This is a genomic window from Phosphitispora fastidiosa (genome assembly GCF_019008365.1).
GTDB lineage: Bacteria > Bacillota > Thermincolia > Thermincolales > UBA2595 > Phosphitispora > Phosphitispora fastidiosa.
The window spans coordinates 105577-120954 of sequence record NZ_JAHHUL010000011.1 but is presented as its reverse complement, the minus strand read 5'-3'; the positions used below and the strand labels follow the sequence as shown (position 1 = coordinate 120954).

Annotated in this window: 18 protein-coding genes; all 18 read right to left on the bottom strand. The window is 47.1% G+C overall.

All coding sequences use genetic code 11. From position 1 onward, the window contains the following. Positions 1-103 precede the first annotated feature (103 nt). The 18 genes from Ga0451573_RS11410 to atpF all read right to left on the bottom strand — a co-directional run bounded on the left by Ga0451573_RS11410 (position 104) and on the right by atpF (position 15258). The gene (locus Ga0451573_RS11410) at positions 104-427 is read right to left on the bottom strand and encodes a type II toxin-antitoxin system PemK/MazF family toxin (RefSeq protein WP_231684250.1); all 324 of its coding nucleotides are present in this window, start codon (positions 425-427) and stop codon (positions 104-106) included. Beyond that, the gene (locus Ga0451573_RS11405) at positions 421-669 is read right to left on the bottom strand and encodes an AbrB/MazE/SpoVT family DNA-binding domain-containing protein (RefSeq protein WP_231684249.1); all 249 of its coding nucleotides are present in this window, start codon (positions 667-669) and stop codon (positions 421-423) included. The genes Ga0451573_RS11410 and Ga0451573_RS11405 overlap by 7 nt, the downstream gene beginning before the upstream one ends. 151 nt (positions 670-820) lie before the next feature. Further along, positions 821-1156, bottom strand: a complete 336-nt coding sequence (locus Ga0451573_RS11400; RefSeq protein ID WP_231684248.1) for a rod-binding protein — start codon at positions 1154-1156, stop codon at positions 821-823. A 28-nt stretch (positions 1157-1184) separates the two neighbouring features. Next, positions 1185-2360: a flagellar hook-basal body protein gene (locus tag Ga0451573_RS11395; RefSeq protein ID WP_231684247.1), complete on the bottom strand. Its 1176-nt coding sequence runs from the start codon at positions 2358-2360 to the stop codon at positions 1185-1187. A gap of 125 nt (positions 2361-2485) precedes the next feature. Further along, positions 2486-3241, bottom strand: coding sequence for a flagellar basal-body rod protein FlgF (gene flgF, locus Ga0451573_RS11390; protein ID WP_231684246.1), 756 nt, complete (start codon positions 3239-3241; stop codon positions 2486-2488). A gap of 20 nt (positions 3242-3261) precedes the next feature. After that, complete coding sequence (locus Ga0451573_RS11385) at positions 3262-4287, bottom strand: rod shape-determining protein (RefSeq protein WP_231684245.1); 1026 nt, start codon at positions 4285-4287, stop codon at positions 3262-3264. A 122-nt stretch (positions 4288-4409) separates the two neighbouring features. Next, complete coding sequence (gene spoIIID, locus Ga0451573_RS11380; RefSeq protein WP_231684244.1) at positions 4410-4664, bottom strand: sporulation transcriptional regulator SpoIIID; 255 nt, start codon at positions 4662-4664, stop codon at positions 4410-4412. Positions 4665-4748: 84 nt separating this feature from the next. Next, positions 4749-5732 carry a stage II sporulation protein D gene (gene spoIID / locus Ga0451573_RS11375; RefSeq protein WP_231684243.1) on the bottom strand — a complete coding sequence of 328 codons (984 nt, stop codon included), beginning with the start codon at positions 5730-5732 and terminating at the stop codon, positions 4749-4751. A 177-nt stretch (positions 5733-5909) separates the two neighbouring features. Beyond that, a complete protein-coding gene (locus Ga0451573_RS11370) occupies positions 5910-6365 on the bottom strand; it encodes a hypothetical protein (protein WP_231684242.1) in 456 nt (151 codons plus the stop codon). A gap of 435 nt (positions 6366-6800) precedes the next feature. Beyond that, positions 6801-8063: a UDP-N-acetylglucosamine 1-carboxyvinyltransferase gene (murA, locus tag Ga0451573_RS11365; protein ID WP_231684241.1), complete on the bottom strand. Its 1263-nt coding sequence runs from the start codon at positions 8061-8063 to the stop codon at positions 6801-6803. Positions 8064-8109: 46 nt separating this feature from the next. Next, entirely contained in the window at positions 8110-8895 is a 786-nt protein-coding gene (locus Ga0451573_RS11360) for a YwmB family TATA-box binding protein (RefSeq protein WP_231684240.1), read from the bottom strand. Positions 8896-9007: 112 nt separating this feature from the next. Beyond that, positions 9008-9442, bottom strand: a complete 435-nt coding sequence (locus Ga0451573_RS11355) for a hypothetical protein (protein ID WP_231684239.1) — start codon at positions 9440-9442, stop codon at positions 9008-9010. A 472-nt stretch (positions 9443-9914) separates the two neighbouring features. Then, positions 9915-10322, bottom strand: coding sequence for a F0F1 ATP synthase subunit epsilon (locus Ga0451573_RS11350; protein WP_231684238.1), 408 nt, complete (start codon positions 10320-10322; stop codon positions 9915-9917). 2 nt (positions 10323-10324) lie between these two features. After that, a complete protein-coding gene (gene atpD, locus Ga0451573_RS11345) occupies positions 10325-11749 on the bottom strand; it encodes a F0F1 ATP synthase subunit beta (protein WP_231684237.1) in 1425 nt (474 codons plus the stop codon). Between the two features lie 24 nt (positions 11750-11773). Continuing rightward, positions 11774-12631: an ATP synthase F1 subunit gamma gene (gene atpG, locus Ga0451573_RS11340; RefSeq protein ID WP_231684236.1), complete on the bottom strand. Its 858-nt coding sequence runs from the start codon at positions 12629-12631 to the stop codon at positions 11774-11776. Between the two features lie 51 nt (positions 12632-12682). Continuing rightward, on the bottom strand, positions 12683-14188 hold the full coding sequence (gene atpA / locus Ga0451573_RS11335; protein ID WP_231684235.1) for a F0F1 ATP synthase subunit alpha: 1506 nt from the start codon (positions 14186-14188) through the stop codon (positions 12683-12685). After that, positions 14189-14755: a F0F1 ATP synthase subunit delta gene (locus tag Ga0451573_RS11330; RefSeq protein ID WP_231684234.1), complete on the bottom strand. Its 567-nt coding sequence runs from the start codon at positions 14753-14755 to the stop codon at positions 14189-14191. It abuts the gene before it with no gap. Continuing rightward, positions 14749-15258: a F0F1 ATP synthase subunit B gene (gene atpF, locus Ga0451573_RS11325; RefSeq protein ID WP_231684233.1), complete on the bottom strand. Its 510-nt coding sequence runs from the start codon at positions 15256-15258 to the stop codon at positions 14749-14751. Before atpF ends, Ga0451573_RS11330 begins: the two co-directional genes overlap by 7 nt. Positions 15259-15378: the final 120 nt, after the last annotated feature.

Sequence of the window (15378 nt, the reverse complement as noted above, 5' to 3'; positions counted from 1 at the left end):
CACCCATCAGGTGAGGCGACTTGAAACTGAGATGCCGATGAGACATGCATTCTGAGCTAGCCGGAAGCCCCCATCCTTTACACGAAGTATAGGTGGGGGAGGTTCACTCAACAAGCATTTCCATTATTTTATTTTTAACCAATGTGATGGTGTCCTGATCCAGTTCCTCTGCTTTGTTTACCAGGCGGATCTTATCAATACACCTTATTTGGTCAAGCGCTATCCAGCCTGTTTTCCCGGCAAAATTCACTTTTATCCTGGTTGGATAGTTTTTCGTTTTGGTTGTCATCGGTGCTGCCAATACAGTATTCAGGTGGCGGTTCATCTCGTCCGGCGAGATAATCAGGCACGGTCTGGTTTTTTTTATTTCAGACCCCATTGTCGGGTCCAAGTTGACCCAAAATATCTCATACTGATGCACTACCATGTCCAGTCATCTTCCTCCCCTGCCTTGATAGTATCATCAATAAGCATTTTGTCATCACCGTTCTTATGCATCAGCCTGAATTGCTCCTCCCACCCTTTGCGGGGCTTTTCAGCAGCAGATATAACAATTTTATCATCCACTACCTCAATACTTATCTGGTCTTTGATTTGACACTGCCTGAGAATATGTGCAGGAATGCGTACACCCCTGGAATTGCCGATTCTGATAATATGACTTTGCATATGGCGACCCCCTTGATAAGATCAATATTGTAATTACATTGTAATGCCATAATTCCCTGGTGTCAATTGCTAAAACTAAAACCCCCACCTGTGGAACTTATCCCGGTGAGGGTTTGCTGCTGCCCATTTGTTATTTTGTTGCTGATTTTTTCTACTTCCTCGCAAACTGCTGATATATCATCTCAGCAAGGCCGAGCTTCCCTCTCTCGGCAGCCTTGGAACTTATCTCATAATCAAGCATTCCGGTGAATATCTCTTCTCCCATGGACTGCTCAAGCAAGCCGCCTTTATCAACCGTCTTCCTCATCTGGGAATACATCTGGTAAATAAACATGGCCTCCATTTGCTTGGCAGCTTCCTGCAATTCTTTATCTTCCTTGGATGCCAATGCCTTGTCAAAAATATCCCTGAAACCTTCTTCCACAGGCCTGCCGCCCTCAACCGGAACTGTTTGCGGCAGCGCTGCGCCAAGGCCGTCAATCTTCATCAAAACCACCTGCTTTCAGTTTGCCTGCTTATCTCCTGAACAGCGTATTGGCCATTCCCAGCATTTCATCAGCAGTCTTTATTGAGCGGGAGCTCATTTCATATGCCCTCTGGGCCATCATCATATTAACCATTTCTTCGGCAACCTGCACATTTGACAACTCCAAAGAGCCCTGACTCAGTTTGAAATCAGCTGCCTGCTGGGCAGCGCCTGAATTATCAGTCTGAATATATAGATTGGAACCTGTCTTTTCAAGTCCTGCCGGGTTGGCAAACTGCACAATGCTCAACCTCCCCATCTCAGTGGGGATTCTGACCATTCCCTCACTATCGGCAGAAACAACATTCCCTGCCTGCAGCGGAAGTTCCCCGGCTTCCAAATCAATAAAAACCTCAGGCTCCAGGGGATACCCCCCGTCTATGGTTACCAGCCTGCCCTCTTCATCTATTTTGAAACTGTTCTGGGCAGTATAAGCCGTTTCCCCGTCTGGAAGAATTACCTGATAATAGGTCTGATAAACTTCTTTCTCTGCAGAGGCTATCGGGTTGCCTTCCTCATCAATGAGTTCTTCCTCATCTTCAAATTCTATTTCAGATAGAAGCATTGCCTCACCTGATTCATCAGTAGGCCGCATCAATCCTGACTCCAGTTTTTCCAGCGCCCCGTCTCCGGTAAAGGTATAAGCCTCCAGCTGAAAAAGCTCCCTGTCCTGATAGATAGCCCCATTTGACCCAATATTGACTTGACCGGTTCCCTCTGTAAAGGTCATCAGTCCGCCGTCTTCAGCTTCCATGTTGACTATATACCCCTGAGAGGTAACCAGGTATCCGTCCCCGTCAATCTTGAATTCTCCATCCCGGGTATAAGCCCGGGACCCATCTGGCATGATTACTTCAAAAAAACCGTTTCCGGAAATGGAAAAATCGGTGGGACTGTCCGTTTGCTGCAGCACACCCTGATCAAACATCATCAGGGTCGCGGCAGGCCTGACACCACTACCCACCTGCAGCCCGTTTCCGATAACCTGACCGTTGCGCAATTCTATTCCCGGTTCCCTAACCTGAGAGTACAGAAGGTCCTGGAATTCGGTACGGTTTTTCTTGTAACCGGTTGTATTCACATTGGCAACATTGTTGGCAACATTGTCCATTGATATCTGCTGAGCAAGCATGCCTGAGCTTGCTGACCACAGTGCCTGTAACAAGGCTCTCCCTCCTTTGGCAAACCTCTTTCAGGTTTAAGTCCTGACGAGGTTAACTTAACTGACAGTACACCGCCTCAATCGTTCGGCGGCTGAGAGGCCTCCGCTATGCGGTCCGGCCCTTTCGATTACCTTAACCTGCCTACATCCATTGCCTGGCTCAAGCTATTGTCATGTCCGGAAATTATTTTCTGGTTAGCCTCATATGCACGCATTGTTGCAATCATATTGACCATTTCTGTAATTACGTTGACATTGGATGACTCGATAAACTTCTGTTTAACCTGTCCATTAATCCCATCAACAGCCTGTCCACCGGTAAACAGCGAATCCCCGACCTTTGTCATCTCCTGCGGGTTTGCAGCTGTCACCAGTCTTAGTGCCCCGATATTTTCACCATTAACCGAAATATTCCCCGAGCCGTCCACAGCCACCTCACCGGCATCACCCAGTATGATGGGGCCTGCCTGTCCAAGTACCATATCTCCCTGGGATGTTACCAGATAACCCTGACTGTCAACCGTGAAACTTCCATTCCTGGTGTAATAGGTCCCATTGTCGTTCTGAACCACAAAGTACCCTTCACCTGATATTGCCAGGTCAAGAGGATTGGAGCTTTCACGAAGTTGGCCCTGTTCATGTATGGTAACAATTTCGTCAACAATTGCTCCCGTACCCAGCGCTCCTATTACCGGCCGTTGTGAAATATCAGTCTGCTTCTGGTCGTCCACCCTTCGCAGCAGCATCTGGGCAAAATCGCTGTTTACTGCCATATCCTTTTTGTACCCCGTTGTATTTACATTTGCCAGGTTGTTTGAGGTTACATCATTTCTGGTCAGTTCGGTTAACATCCCGGAAGCTGAAGTATAAAGCCCTCTGATCATAGCGTCTGTTTCACCTCCTTTTACATGACTTTTCTTGCCAGTTTGTTTTCCGGCAGCACACCTATCATGGAAAGCGCTTTTCCGGTACCCAGGGCGACACATGAAAGCGGGTCATCAGCTACATAAACCGGAAGGGAAGTCTCTTTACTAATCAGGGTATCCAGGCCGTTCAGCAGGGAACCGCCGCCGGTCATGACTATGCCTTTATTAATTATGTCTGCCGAAAGCTCAGGGGGAGTTTTTTCCAGTACCTCCTTGACTGCGCTGACAACAGCTTCCACCGTTTCCTGCATGGCTTCAAAGGTCTGTTGGCTGGAAACATTAACAGTTTTAGGCAGCCCGCTAACCAGATCGCGACCCCTGATATCCATTTCATTGTTCTCAGTCCTTCCCTGAGGATAGGCTGTCCCAATATTTATTTTGAGTTCTTCGGCTGTCCGCTCCCCAATCATCAGGTTAAATTCCCGGCGGATAAACCTGACAATTGATTCATCGAACTTGTCCCCCCCGACCCTCAGCGAAGCGCTGGTAACAATGCCTCCCAGGGAAAGCACTGCTACATCGGTGGTGCCGCCGCCAATATCGACTACCATGCAACCGCTTGGTTCGGAAATCTCCAATCCCGCACCAAGGGCAGCAGCCAAAGGTTCTTCTATCAGGTGAGCCTGTCTGGCCCCGGCCTGTAAAGCCGCCTGCCTGACAGCACGTTCCTCAACACCGGTCACCCCTGAAGGAATACAGACCATTATCCTGGGCCGGAAAAAAAAGCTCCGTCCACAAGCCTTGGTTATAAAATAACGCAGCATTTTCTCGGTTACGTCATAATCTGCGATCACACCTTCGCGAAGGGGGCGGGTTGCCACAATATTGCCCGGGGTACGTCCCAGCATCCTCCTGGCTTCCTCCCCCAAAGCGATAATTTGTCCTGAATCCTTATCCATAGCCACCACAGACGGCTCTTTTAATACAATGCCCTTACCCTTAACAAACACTAACACACTGGCTGTTCCCAGGTCAACACCGATGTCATTGCCAAACCAGAACATTAAGTTTTCCCCTTTCAGTGTATGAATAGAAATACATGTATAGGAATTTAGCACACAAAGTGCCCAGATTTTGCTAACTTAATTAATTCTACACCTTAGGGGAAATTCCTCTTTTTTTTGTATTAATCCATCATATCCTGATATTTTTTTCGGGTGGCTTCTCCACCCCGGAGGTGGCGTTCCGCTTTATTGAATTCCAGGATATCCTTGATCTTGAGCGCCAGCTTTTTATTTATCCCTGGCAGCCTTTCCGTCATGTCCTTGTGGACGGTGCTTTTGCTTACTCCGAATACCGCCGCTGCCTGCCGTACAGTGGCCTTGGATTCAAGTATATAGGAACTGATGTCTAACACGCGCTTCCTGATATATTCTTGCATGTATTTACCTCCCCCATGGTTACTAATAAATATATATGCGGGCAAGGTGAATAAATGCGAAAAAAAACAGGTCCGGAGAACCTGTCAGTACGCTATTTTTTTCAGTTTGACACCTGTATAATAGTGGCCGATGATTTCTTCGTGGCTGTTCCCCTGCAGGGCCATCCCGTTGGCCCCATATTGACACATCCCGACTGCATGCCCTTTCCCGGCAGAAGTAAACATAATATTGTCACCGTCAAGGTTCCACTTTAGTAATGTTGAAGACAGACCTAGGATCATTCTCAACTCGGTTCCGGTAATTTTCTGGCCCAATACGCGTACTTCCTGCAGCCTGCCCCTGGAACTGACACTGACACTTTCTATCGGCGGGCTTTGCTGTGCGGCTGCAGTAACTGGCTTGGCTAACAGTTCCCCCAGTTCCGCAGCCAGATTCTCCATGGACATTTCCTTTTGATATACAAACTCTGACTGCTTATATTCAGTGTCACAGTTAACACTTCTCAAATATGGGACCATATTAGTCCAAACATCCTCCGAATTTTCGGTGCCTTTTCCGCCACAGGAACCATGGTATACCGGATCTATCAGCTCATTATTATAAGTAATTACTACTCCCCTGGTGTCTCTTACTGCCTCCTTTATCTTGTTTATGTAAACGTAGTACTTAAGTTTCCCCCACTTGCCTTTCAGCTCGGCGCTGCTTTCCCATGCCTGGCAGTGTGTCGGGTCAGTGCATAGCTCCGCATCAGTGTGCCGGTCACCGGGCTTAGCGCCAAACCTGTACATCCTCCTGACAGCATAGGTCCTGGCAGCTATTGCCTGTGCCTTCAGGGCTGCCGACTCAAAATCTGCCGGCATCTCAGCGGCCACCACTCCGATAAGATACTCTTCCACTGGCAGTTTCATTAACTTTCCTGTTTTCGCATTGAGAACCCTGACTTCCGGCTGGCTGCTGCCATCACCGGCCAATTCTTCATTATCCACAGACCTGACGACTACCCAGACGGGCACGCCCATTATAAGCAATACAACTGCAGCCATGAGCAGAATAAGCAGTTTTTTCATCAAACCCCTCCGATTTTCGGGCAAAAACCATTGGCCTTTACAACTATTAATATTTAAAAACAGCAAATCTAGACCATTTTTTTACTTTTTTCACCAGTAGATAACTAGAAATGATACCGTTTTTGTAAAAAAACAACCTCCCTTCCGGAAAAGAAGGGAGGATCGGTTAGGTCAGTCTTATTCAGCTTTTTTAAGTAAGTCCAGGCTGTCGTCAAATCCCTTGAGGACACCTGTAACTTTGGTAACATCCATTTTAAGGTTGTCCATCTCTGCTTTTTGTATTTCTTTGTTTTCAAGAATAGCTCGAAGCATTTGACCGTGTTCTTCTTTGATTCCCCCAACACCCGTTTCTAATATCTGTAATTTTTGCCCGTGTTTTCCCTTGATTACTCGCACATCTGCCTCTAGCATATTTAAGTTTTGCCCATGTTCTTCCTTGATGCCTCGCACATCTGCCTCTAGCATATTTAAGTTTTGACCATGTTCTTCCCTAATTCCCCGGACATCTGCTTCTAACACATTTAATTTTTGCCCGTGTTTTTCTTTAATTTCTCTAACATCAACTTCCAAATTGTTAATATGTGATTTCACTGTCTTTAATTCATTGAGAATTTCTTTCAGAACAATCTCCAAAGGGCTCACTCCTTGGCTGGATTTATTGTGATACCAAGTAAAGAATGTTATTCTACTTATAGATTCAAAAAACCTGCTAAATGGCAATAAATATTCGTATCTCCGTCGGCACACGGAACCTTGCTATTCGTGGATAACCGGCCCTCTTATTGAAGAATTTTTGGTGTGCGTCATCCAGTCTCCGGAAAACATCCTGCAGCACTTGAAAAACTAAGCCAGTTGCATAGTGTGCCCAACTTTGACAATCCTTTACTTTATTATATCATCGAACATGTGTTTGGTCAACCCATGCTCCATTTAAAGAAGAAGAGGACTTCTTGACTTTATTTAAAAGACGGGATGAGGGTATTCCCAAGGACGCTTCTATATCCGCCCGGGGAATACTCTAATCCCGTCAAAAAAAGAGCTTTATTAATTGTATATGTCAAACAGTATTTACCCTTCACTCACCCTTCTGATATCAGCGCCAAGCCGGCAAAACTTGTCCTCAAGCTTTTCATAACCCCTGTCAATATGGTGAATGAAATTTATTTCTGTTTCCCCCTTCGCCGCCAATCCGGCAAGTATCAGGGCTGCACCTCCCCTAAGGTCAGTTGCATGAACCCTGGCACCATTCAACTCCGATACACCCTTAACAACGGCAACACGACCATCCACCCTGATATCTGCCCCCATCCGGCTAAGTTCCTCTATATGCATAAAACGGTTCTCAAAAACCGTTTCAGTTATCATACTGGTTCCCTTTGCTCTGGTCAACAGCGCTGTAATTTGAGGCTGCATATCTGTAGGGAAACCCGGATAAGGCAGTGTTTGAATATTAACCGGGGCTATGTTTTCCGCACCGGAAACCTTGACCCCGGAACCGCCGTTCTGAACTTTTGCCCCAGTCTCTTCAAGCTTGGCAATCACAGGCTTGAGGTGTTCTGTAATGACATTCTCTATATATATTTCGCCACCTGTCAAGGCTGCAGCCACCATATAAGTCCCGGCTTCAACCCTGTCAGGGATAACCTGGTGCGCAGCCCCTTTAAGAGATGTCTGTCCCTCTATGACAACAACATTCGTACCCGCCCCGGTAACTCTGGCTCCCATCGCATTCAGAAAGTTTGCCAGATCAACAATTTCAGGCTCTTCAGCGGCATTTTGAATCTGAGTTATTCCATCAGCAAGAGCAGCAGCCATCATAATATTTTCCGTGGCGCCTACGCTGGGAAAATCAAGGTAAATCTTGCCTCCCTTTAACCTGTCTTTAACCTTGGCCACCACAAACCCGTTTTCTCTGTAAATCTCAGCGCCCAGGCCTACAAACCCTTTCAAATGAAGGTCAATTGGCCTTGTCCCTATTTTACAGCCTCCGGGGAGAAAGGTCTTAGCATGGCCGTACCTGGCGAGTAAAGGTCCCATAACAAGAAAAGAGGCCCTCATTTGGCTGACATAATCATAAGGGGCCTCCGTGTTAGTCAGTGTTTTAGCATTCACTGTCAGGTTTTCCTCTTCCAGGGCTGCTTCGGCGCCCATGAATCTCAGCAAGTCAATGAGAGTCTCTACATCAGCCAGGCAAGGGACACCGCTGATATGGCAGATTCCCTTTTCAGCAAGAAGCGCTGATGCGATAATAGGCAGAACCGCATTTTTAGCTCCGCTTACACGTACTTTTCCGGATAAAGGTTTTCCTCCCCTAACAACAAGTTTTTCCAAACTTTCTTCCCCCTGTTAATAAATTATAATCTTTGTAGGATTTCACTTAATATTCACTGGTTATTATCGGGGATCCAACGTACCAAATTGTCTTTTTTTCGACAGAATTATATCTGGCTGCCATATTAATATTAACTGACTCCCCGCCTGTTGTCAACCGTTCCGGCAGCTTTGAAGTATGTGCGGAAACACTTACCATTGAGCCGTTTTCCATGACATTAACTGTATGGGCCTGAGCCTCATTAATCATGTCCCGAATAACTTTCCTCCTCTGGTCATTACTTACTTTACCCGAAATCTCCCCTCTGATGACGGTGCTCCGGTGATAGCTGTTACCTTCCATAATATTGTCAAGGATAGTGTAGAGTAAGTCATAAGAACAATGTGGGTTAGTGGTACTTAAGGCCACGGTAAACAAAGCTTGCTCTCTCGGCTGCTTTTCCGGCTGACCGGCTGCGTTTATCGTAGCCAGCACGGTAATCCCCTGCTCTGTTTTGCCCAGAGCCTGGGTTATAAAACCTCCGTTATGGCCGACTGTCTTTATTTCCGGCAGGTTCTCTTCCTGAGAAAACAACCTTTGCAGCCGCCTGCTTAGATACAGTTCTGCATCTGCCTGAAGAGGTTTAATCTCACACTTCTCCCATCCATTGACGTCAAGCTGTGCAAACCGGGCTCCTGATGCCCTGAAGACCTGTACAACAGTTGCCCCTTCAGGCTCGTTATTAACAGAAAATGGCCTCCAAACTACATACCATAAACCAATTAACGTAATAATTATTCCTATTAATAATACGTAAAGCGCTCTTTTTTTTGTACCCATACTTGTAAACATTTTTTTACCACCAGCCAATTTTTTTGTGCCCAACTAAAAAGGGGCTATACTTAAAGTATTACCCCGACATTACCGTCTTAGACCGGTATTATGCTATAATTGCCTCTATGTACTACGAATTGATCCTATGCCTGGAATAATTGGCTATTGTATAGGATGCAATTAATCCAAATACCGTATAAGAAATCATATGCCCAATCAACGTCAGCGGATCAGTTCTCATTTGAGGCACTGCACGAATTAACGGAATTACAAATCCCATGCCAACTAAATATCCTAACCCCGTGACACCTAACCCTTTAAGCAAATAATAATCCTTTCCAAAATATTTAAACACCAGGGAAATTATAATTCCAACTACCGCGCCAATAAAAAGATGATTGACCCAGCCAATTATGCTTCCATACATTGTATTAACCTGTGACCAATTTAAAAACAGAGCTGCAGTAACCTGCAGGGATGTAATTTTCACTATTCCGAAAAACTGCAGCGCCATATTCGTAATATGCATCCCTACTGTACCCAACAAACCGCCGATAACCCCCAAAGTGATTGTATCCCGCATAGCTATCCTCTCCTCCCCAGATTTTTTGATAGGTTATGCAAACTGGTATGAATTTATACATCCTCCTGCTTTATTTAGCTCATCCGGTTTTTTGCCCAAAAGGAGGGCAAATGGTTCCATTGCGCTATTCCGCTGGGAGGGTGGGTTGTTCCTAAGCGAAGGCGTCGGGACGTCCTCCGGTCGGCCTGCCGCGCTGCGGCAGCCACTCCCCTCATTCCTGGTCAGCCCGTGAAAGAATCCCCCGAACTTCGGCATATCCGGGATTTTTTTTACCCTAGTTAAGGTGTGTGGTTGTTCCTAAGCGAAGGCGTCGGGACGTCCTCCGGTCGGCCTGCCGCGCTGCGGCAGCCGCTCCCGGAGGAGTTCCTGCCTGAGCGTGGAACAACCACACACCTTATTGAGGCATAAAAAAATTCCCGGATCTGTCACCAGACCCGGGGGATTCTTTCACAGCCTATTCTTTTCCCGAAGCCTTCAGCCTCGCAACAGACCTTCTCAAGGCCATTTCAGCCCTGGCAATATCAATGTCATAAGATTTGTTTGCCAGTCGTTGCTCAGCGCGTTCCCGCGCTGCCTTGGCCCTGTTTACATCAATTTCATCAGCACGTTCTGCTGTGTCGGCAAGGATAACAGCTCTGTTATCATTAACTTCCATGAACCCGCCGCTGATAGCAACCTTGGTTTCTTTACCCTCTTTAATTACCTTTAACACACCGATATTTAAACCGGACACAATCGGAGCGTGCATGGGCAGAATACCAAGGTAGCCCTCAATTCCGGGAATAACCAGAAAATCTGCCGGTTCGCTGTACACAATGCGTTCAGGTGTCACTATATCAACAACGACGTTCCTGTCAGCCATAATTACTCACTTCCCTCCAGCTCTTTGGCCCTGGCTACAACCTCATCGATTGTACCCTGCATGTAGAAGGCCTGCTCGGGGATTTCATCATGTTTTCCATCAACAATCTCTTTGAAGCCGCGGATGCTTTCCTTAAGGGATACATATTTTCCGGGGGTTCCGGTAAATGCCTCAGCCACAAAGAACGGCTGTGAGAGGAACCTCTGGATTTTCCGTGCTCTGGCAACAATTAGTTTGTCATCATCTGACAATTCATCCATACCGAGAATTGCGATAATGTCCTGGAGTTCTTTATACCTCTGGAGAACACCCTGTACTTCCCGGGCCACCTTATAGTGCTCTTCACCGACAACCCTTGGGTCAAGAACCCGGGATGAGGAGTCAAGCGGGTCAACAGCAGGGTAAATTCCCAACTCAACTATCTGACGGGAAAGCACCGTTGTTGCATCAAGGTGGGCAAACGCCGTTGCCGGCGCCGGGTCTGTCAGGTCGTCAGCAGGCACGTAAATAGCCTGAACTGATGTAATGGAACCCTTCTTGGTAGAAGTAATCCGCTCCTGAAGCTGACCCATCTCAGTTGCCAGGGTCGGCTGGTAACCAACCGCTGAAGGCATCCGGCCAAGCAGCGCGGAAACCTCAGAACCGGCCTGAGTGAAACGGAATATATTATCAACAAAGAGAAGCACGTCCTGACCTTCCTCATCACGGAAGTACTCAGCAACGGTAAGTCCTGACAGCCCCACCCGGAGACGGGCTCCCGGCGGCTCGTTCATTTGACCGAATACCATGGCTGTTTTATCAATAACCCCTGAGTCAATCATCTCATGATAGAGGTCATTACCTTCACGGGTCCGCTCACCAACACCGGCAAACACTGAAAACCCACCGTGCTCATAAGCGATGTTCCTGATAAGCTCCATGATAAGAACTGTTTTCCCAACACCGGCACCACCGAAGAGACCGATTTTACCACCCTTGGCATATGGGGCCAGCAGGTCAACAACCTTGATTCCGGTTTCAAGTACCTCAGTAGCGGTTTCCTGATCCTCAAAAGCGGGGGCAGGACGGTGAATCGGATAAAAGGTATCTGTTTCTACCGGACCCTTGTGGTCAATAGTTTCGCCGATAACGTTCAGAAGCCTGCCCAGAGTCTGGCGGCCAACCGGAATCGAAATAGGCGCTCCGGTATCTATAGCCTTCATACCCCTGACCATACCGTCTGTTGAACTCATGGCTACTGCGCGGACAAGGTTATTGCCGAGGTGCTGGGCCACTTCCAGGGTTACATTGAGTTCAACACTTGATTTTACAGTATCCTGATCTTCACTCTTTATTTTGATAGCATTGTATATTTCGGGCAATTGTCCCGGCTCAAACTCAATATCGATGGCCGGTCCAACTACCGAAACGACTTTACCTACGTTCATTTAAGCGTTTTCCCTCCTATCGCATTAATCTAACGCGTTTGCACCACCAACAATTTCCGAAATCTCCTTGGTAATTGCCGCCTGCCGCGCTCTGTTCAGGGAAAGGGTGAGTTTGTCAATCATTTCTGTAGCATTCTCTGTTGCCGAACTCATTGCAGTCATCCTAGCCCCATATTCACTGGCCTTGGACTCCAAAAGCGCTCTGTATACAGTTGTTTCAATATACTTAGGCAGCAGTTCGGCCAGGAGCTCTTCGGGCTCCGGTTCATAAATATAGTCAATTGTTCTTGTACCCTTATCTCCCTCTTTTTGGGCCGGCGGTTCAACAGGCAGCAGCTTCATGGTTGTCGGTATCTGTGTCATCGCAGACTTGAATTCGGTATACACAAGGTAAACCTCATCAAATACGCCTTTTACATAATAATTTACCAGAGTTTGCCCTATCTCCTTGGCAATACCGAATGGCATCTCATCACCAAGGCCCACAAACTCGGATTTTATATCATAACCCCTGCGGCGAAAGAAGTCACGCCCTTTACGACCGATAGCAACCATGGCTCCGGGTTTATCATACAGCAGCATGGCATTCCTCCGGATAATGTTGGAATTATAGCCGCCACATAAACCCCGGTCACCCGTTATCAGCACATAACAGACGTTGTTAGGCTCACGTACCTCCAGCAGTGGGTGGCTGACACCCGAATTAGCAGAGGTCAGGCGGGATAAAACATCTTTTATCTTCCCGGCAAAGGGGCGTGCTGCTATAACTCGCTCCTGTGACTTGCGTAAATTTGCCGCAGCCACCATTTTCATGGCTTTGGTAATCTGCTGAGTACTTTTGATACTCTTAATCCTGCGTCTCAGGTCGCGTGCACTTGCCATTTCGATTTCTCACCACCTTTATTTCTGTATCTGGAATAACAGACCAGTCAGTTAAGCGAACATCTTTTTAAATTCTAAAATGGCGCCCTTCAGTTTTTCAATAAGATCATCACTCATAACGCCTTTTTCTACGATTTCCTTGCCAATCTCCGGCTTACTGGAACGCATAAACTTAAGGAAATCTTCTTCGAATTTAGCCAGCCTGTCAACCGGCAGGTCGTCAAGATATCCGTTAACGGCGGTAAACAAAACCATAACCTGTTCCTGAACAGCCATTGGCCTATACTGGCCCTGTTTCAGAATTTCCATCATTCTCTCACCACGGGCCAATCGGGCCTGGGTGGCTTTGTCGAGGTCAGAACCGAATTGGGCAAATGCCTGCAGTTCCCGGTACTGGGCCAGGTCCAGACGAAGCCGCCCGGCAACCTGCCTGATAGCCTTAACCTGAGCCGAACCACCAACCCGGGATACTGACAGACCAACTGAGATAGCAGGCCTGAAACCGGAGTAGAACAGGTCTGACTCCAGGAATATCTGTCCATCGGTGATAGAAATAACGTTTGTCGGAATATAGGCAGAAACGTCTCCTGCCTGGGTCTCAATAACGGGCAGTGCGGTAATTGAGCCACCGCCCAGATCGTCATTCAGCTTGGATGCCCGCTCAAGAAGGCGGGAATGCAGATAGAAAACGTCTCCGGGATAAGCCTCACGGCCTGGCGGCCTGCGGAGCAGGAGGGAGAGTTCCCTGTAAGCTGCAGCCTGTTTGGTCAGGTCATCATAAATTATCAGCACATGTTTGCCCTGATACATAAATTCTTCAGCCATGGCACAGCCCCCATAAGGAGCGATAAACAGCATCGGAGCCGGCTCAGAAGCAGTCGCTGCAACTACAATAGTATAATCCATAGCGCCGTGCTCTTCCAGAGTCTTAACCACACCGGCAACAGTTGAAGCCTTTTGGCCGATAGCTACATATATACAAATGACATCTGTGTTTTTTTGGTTAATAATGGTATCAACAGCAATAGCAGTTTTTCCGGTCTGGCGGTCACCGATAATTAACTCCCGCTGTCCCCGGCCGATGGGAACCATGGAGTCAATAGCCTTCAAACCGGTCTGCATTGGCTGGTTAACTGACTTCCGTTCAATTACACCTTCAGCCCTCTTTTCAACAGGACGGAACTTATCGGTATTAATCGGTCCCTTTCCGTCAATAGGCTGGCCCAGTGCGTTAACAACCCGGCCCAGCATGGCATCTCCAACAGGAACCTCAACGATTCTGCCTGTCCTCTTGACTGTGTCACCTTCCCGGATATTGGCGAAGGGCCCCATGATAACACATCCGATGTTATCTTCTTCGAGGTTGAGGGCCATACCGTAAATGCCACCGGGGAATTCGAGCAATTCACCGGACATTGCCTCTTCCAGGCCGTAGATCCGAGCGATACCGTCCCCTACTTGGATAACTGTACCGACATCAGTAACTTCTATTTCGGTTCGATATTGCTCAATCTGTTGCTTAATTATCGAACTTATTTCTTCCGGCCGTAATTTCATTTAGTTCCTCACCCCTATCTCCTTGACTTCAATTTGCAGAAGATTCTCCTTAAGTTTCTCCAATCTGCCCACCAGACTGCTGTCAATAACCTTGTCCCCGATGCGCACCACAACCCCACCTATCAGGCTGGTGTCTACCTCTGAAGAGAGCCTTACTGTTTTTCCCGTTGCTTCGGACAATTTGGCCTTGATCAGAGCCATATCGGCTTCGGTCAGTTCTGCGGCAGACTTAAGCTGGGCATCAGCCATATTGCGTGCTTCATTGGCATACGAAACAAATTCCTCGTAAATAGCAGGGATATAAGAAGCACGATATTTCTCAATAACCACCTTCAAAAAGTTAATGGTTATTTCTGAAATCTCCTCGACAAAGACCTTTTCCATAATGGCCTTTTTTTCCTCCGGAGACACCAGTTGGTGTTCCATAACTTTTCTCAGATCCTCGTTACCGTAAATGGTATCAACAACATCCTTCAGTTCTGTTTCAAGCTGGTCCGTCAAGCCTTTTTCCTGCGCAATAGCAAAAAAAGCATTTGAATACCTGCGGGCAACGGCATTCTCTAGCATTTAAGATCCCCTACCTCTGAGACAAATTCTTTGACCAGTTTTTCATGATCTTCAACACTGATAGCCTTGCCAAGGACTTGCCCGGCAGCCATTACTGCCAGAACAGCAACCTCGTCTCGCAGAGCAGCAATAGCCTGGTCTTTTTCCCTGTTAATTTCCTCCTGGGCCTTTTGAATTGCTTTTGTTGCCTCGCTTTGCGCATTATCTACAATCTCACGTTTCATTTCTTCACCCAGCTTAGTGGCTTTAGCCATTATCTCCTGGGCATCCTGCTTGGCTTCAGCCAGACGGGTCTCATATTCCTTGCGCATTTTTTCAGCTTCATTTTTGGCAGTTTCAGCATTATTTATGGCATCCTCAATGGACTTTTTGCGTTCATCGAGCATATCGAGAATCGGTTTATACGCAAATTTCTTCAAAAGGAACAATAGAATAAGGAAGTTGACTACCTGCCACAGGAACTTGGGAAATTCAAAGCCCAAGCTCTCAAGAATTGCTCCCATCTATCCGAAAACCCCCTCTCTGCAATCATTCAAAACCCTGTTTTAGGCGAAAAGAGACCAAGGTTCTACCTTCCCTGATCTCTATCGCCTTAGTTGATATACACAACTGATCGAATAACA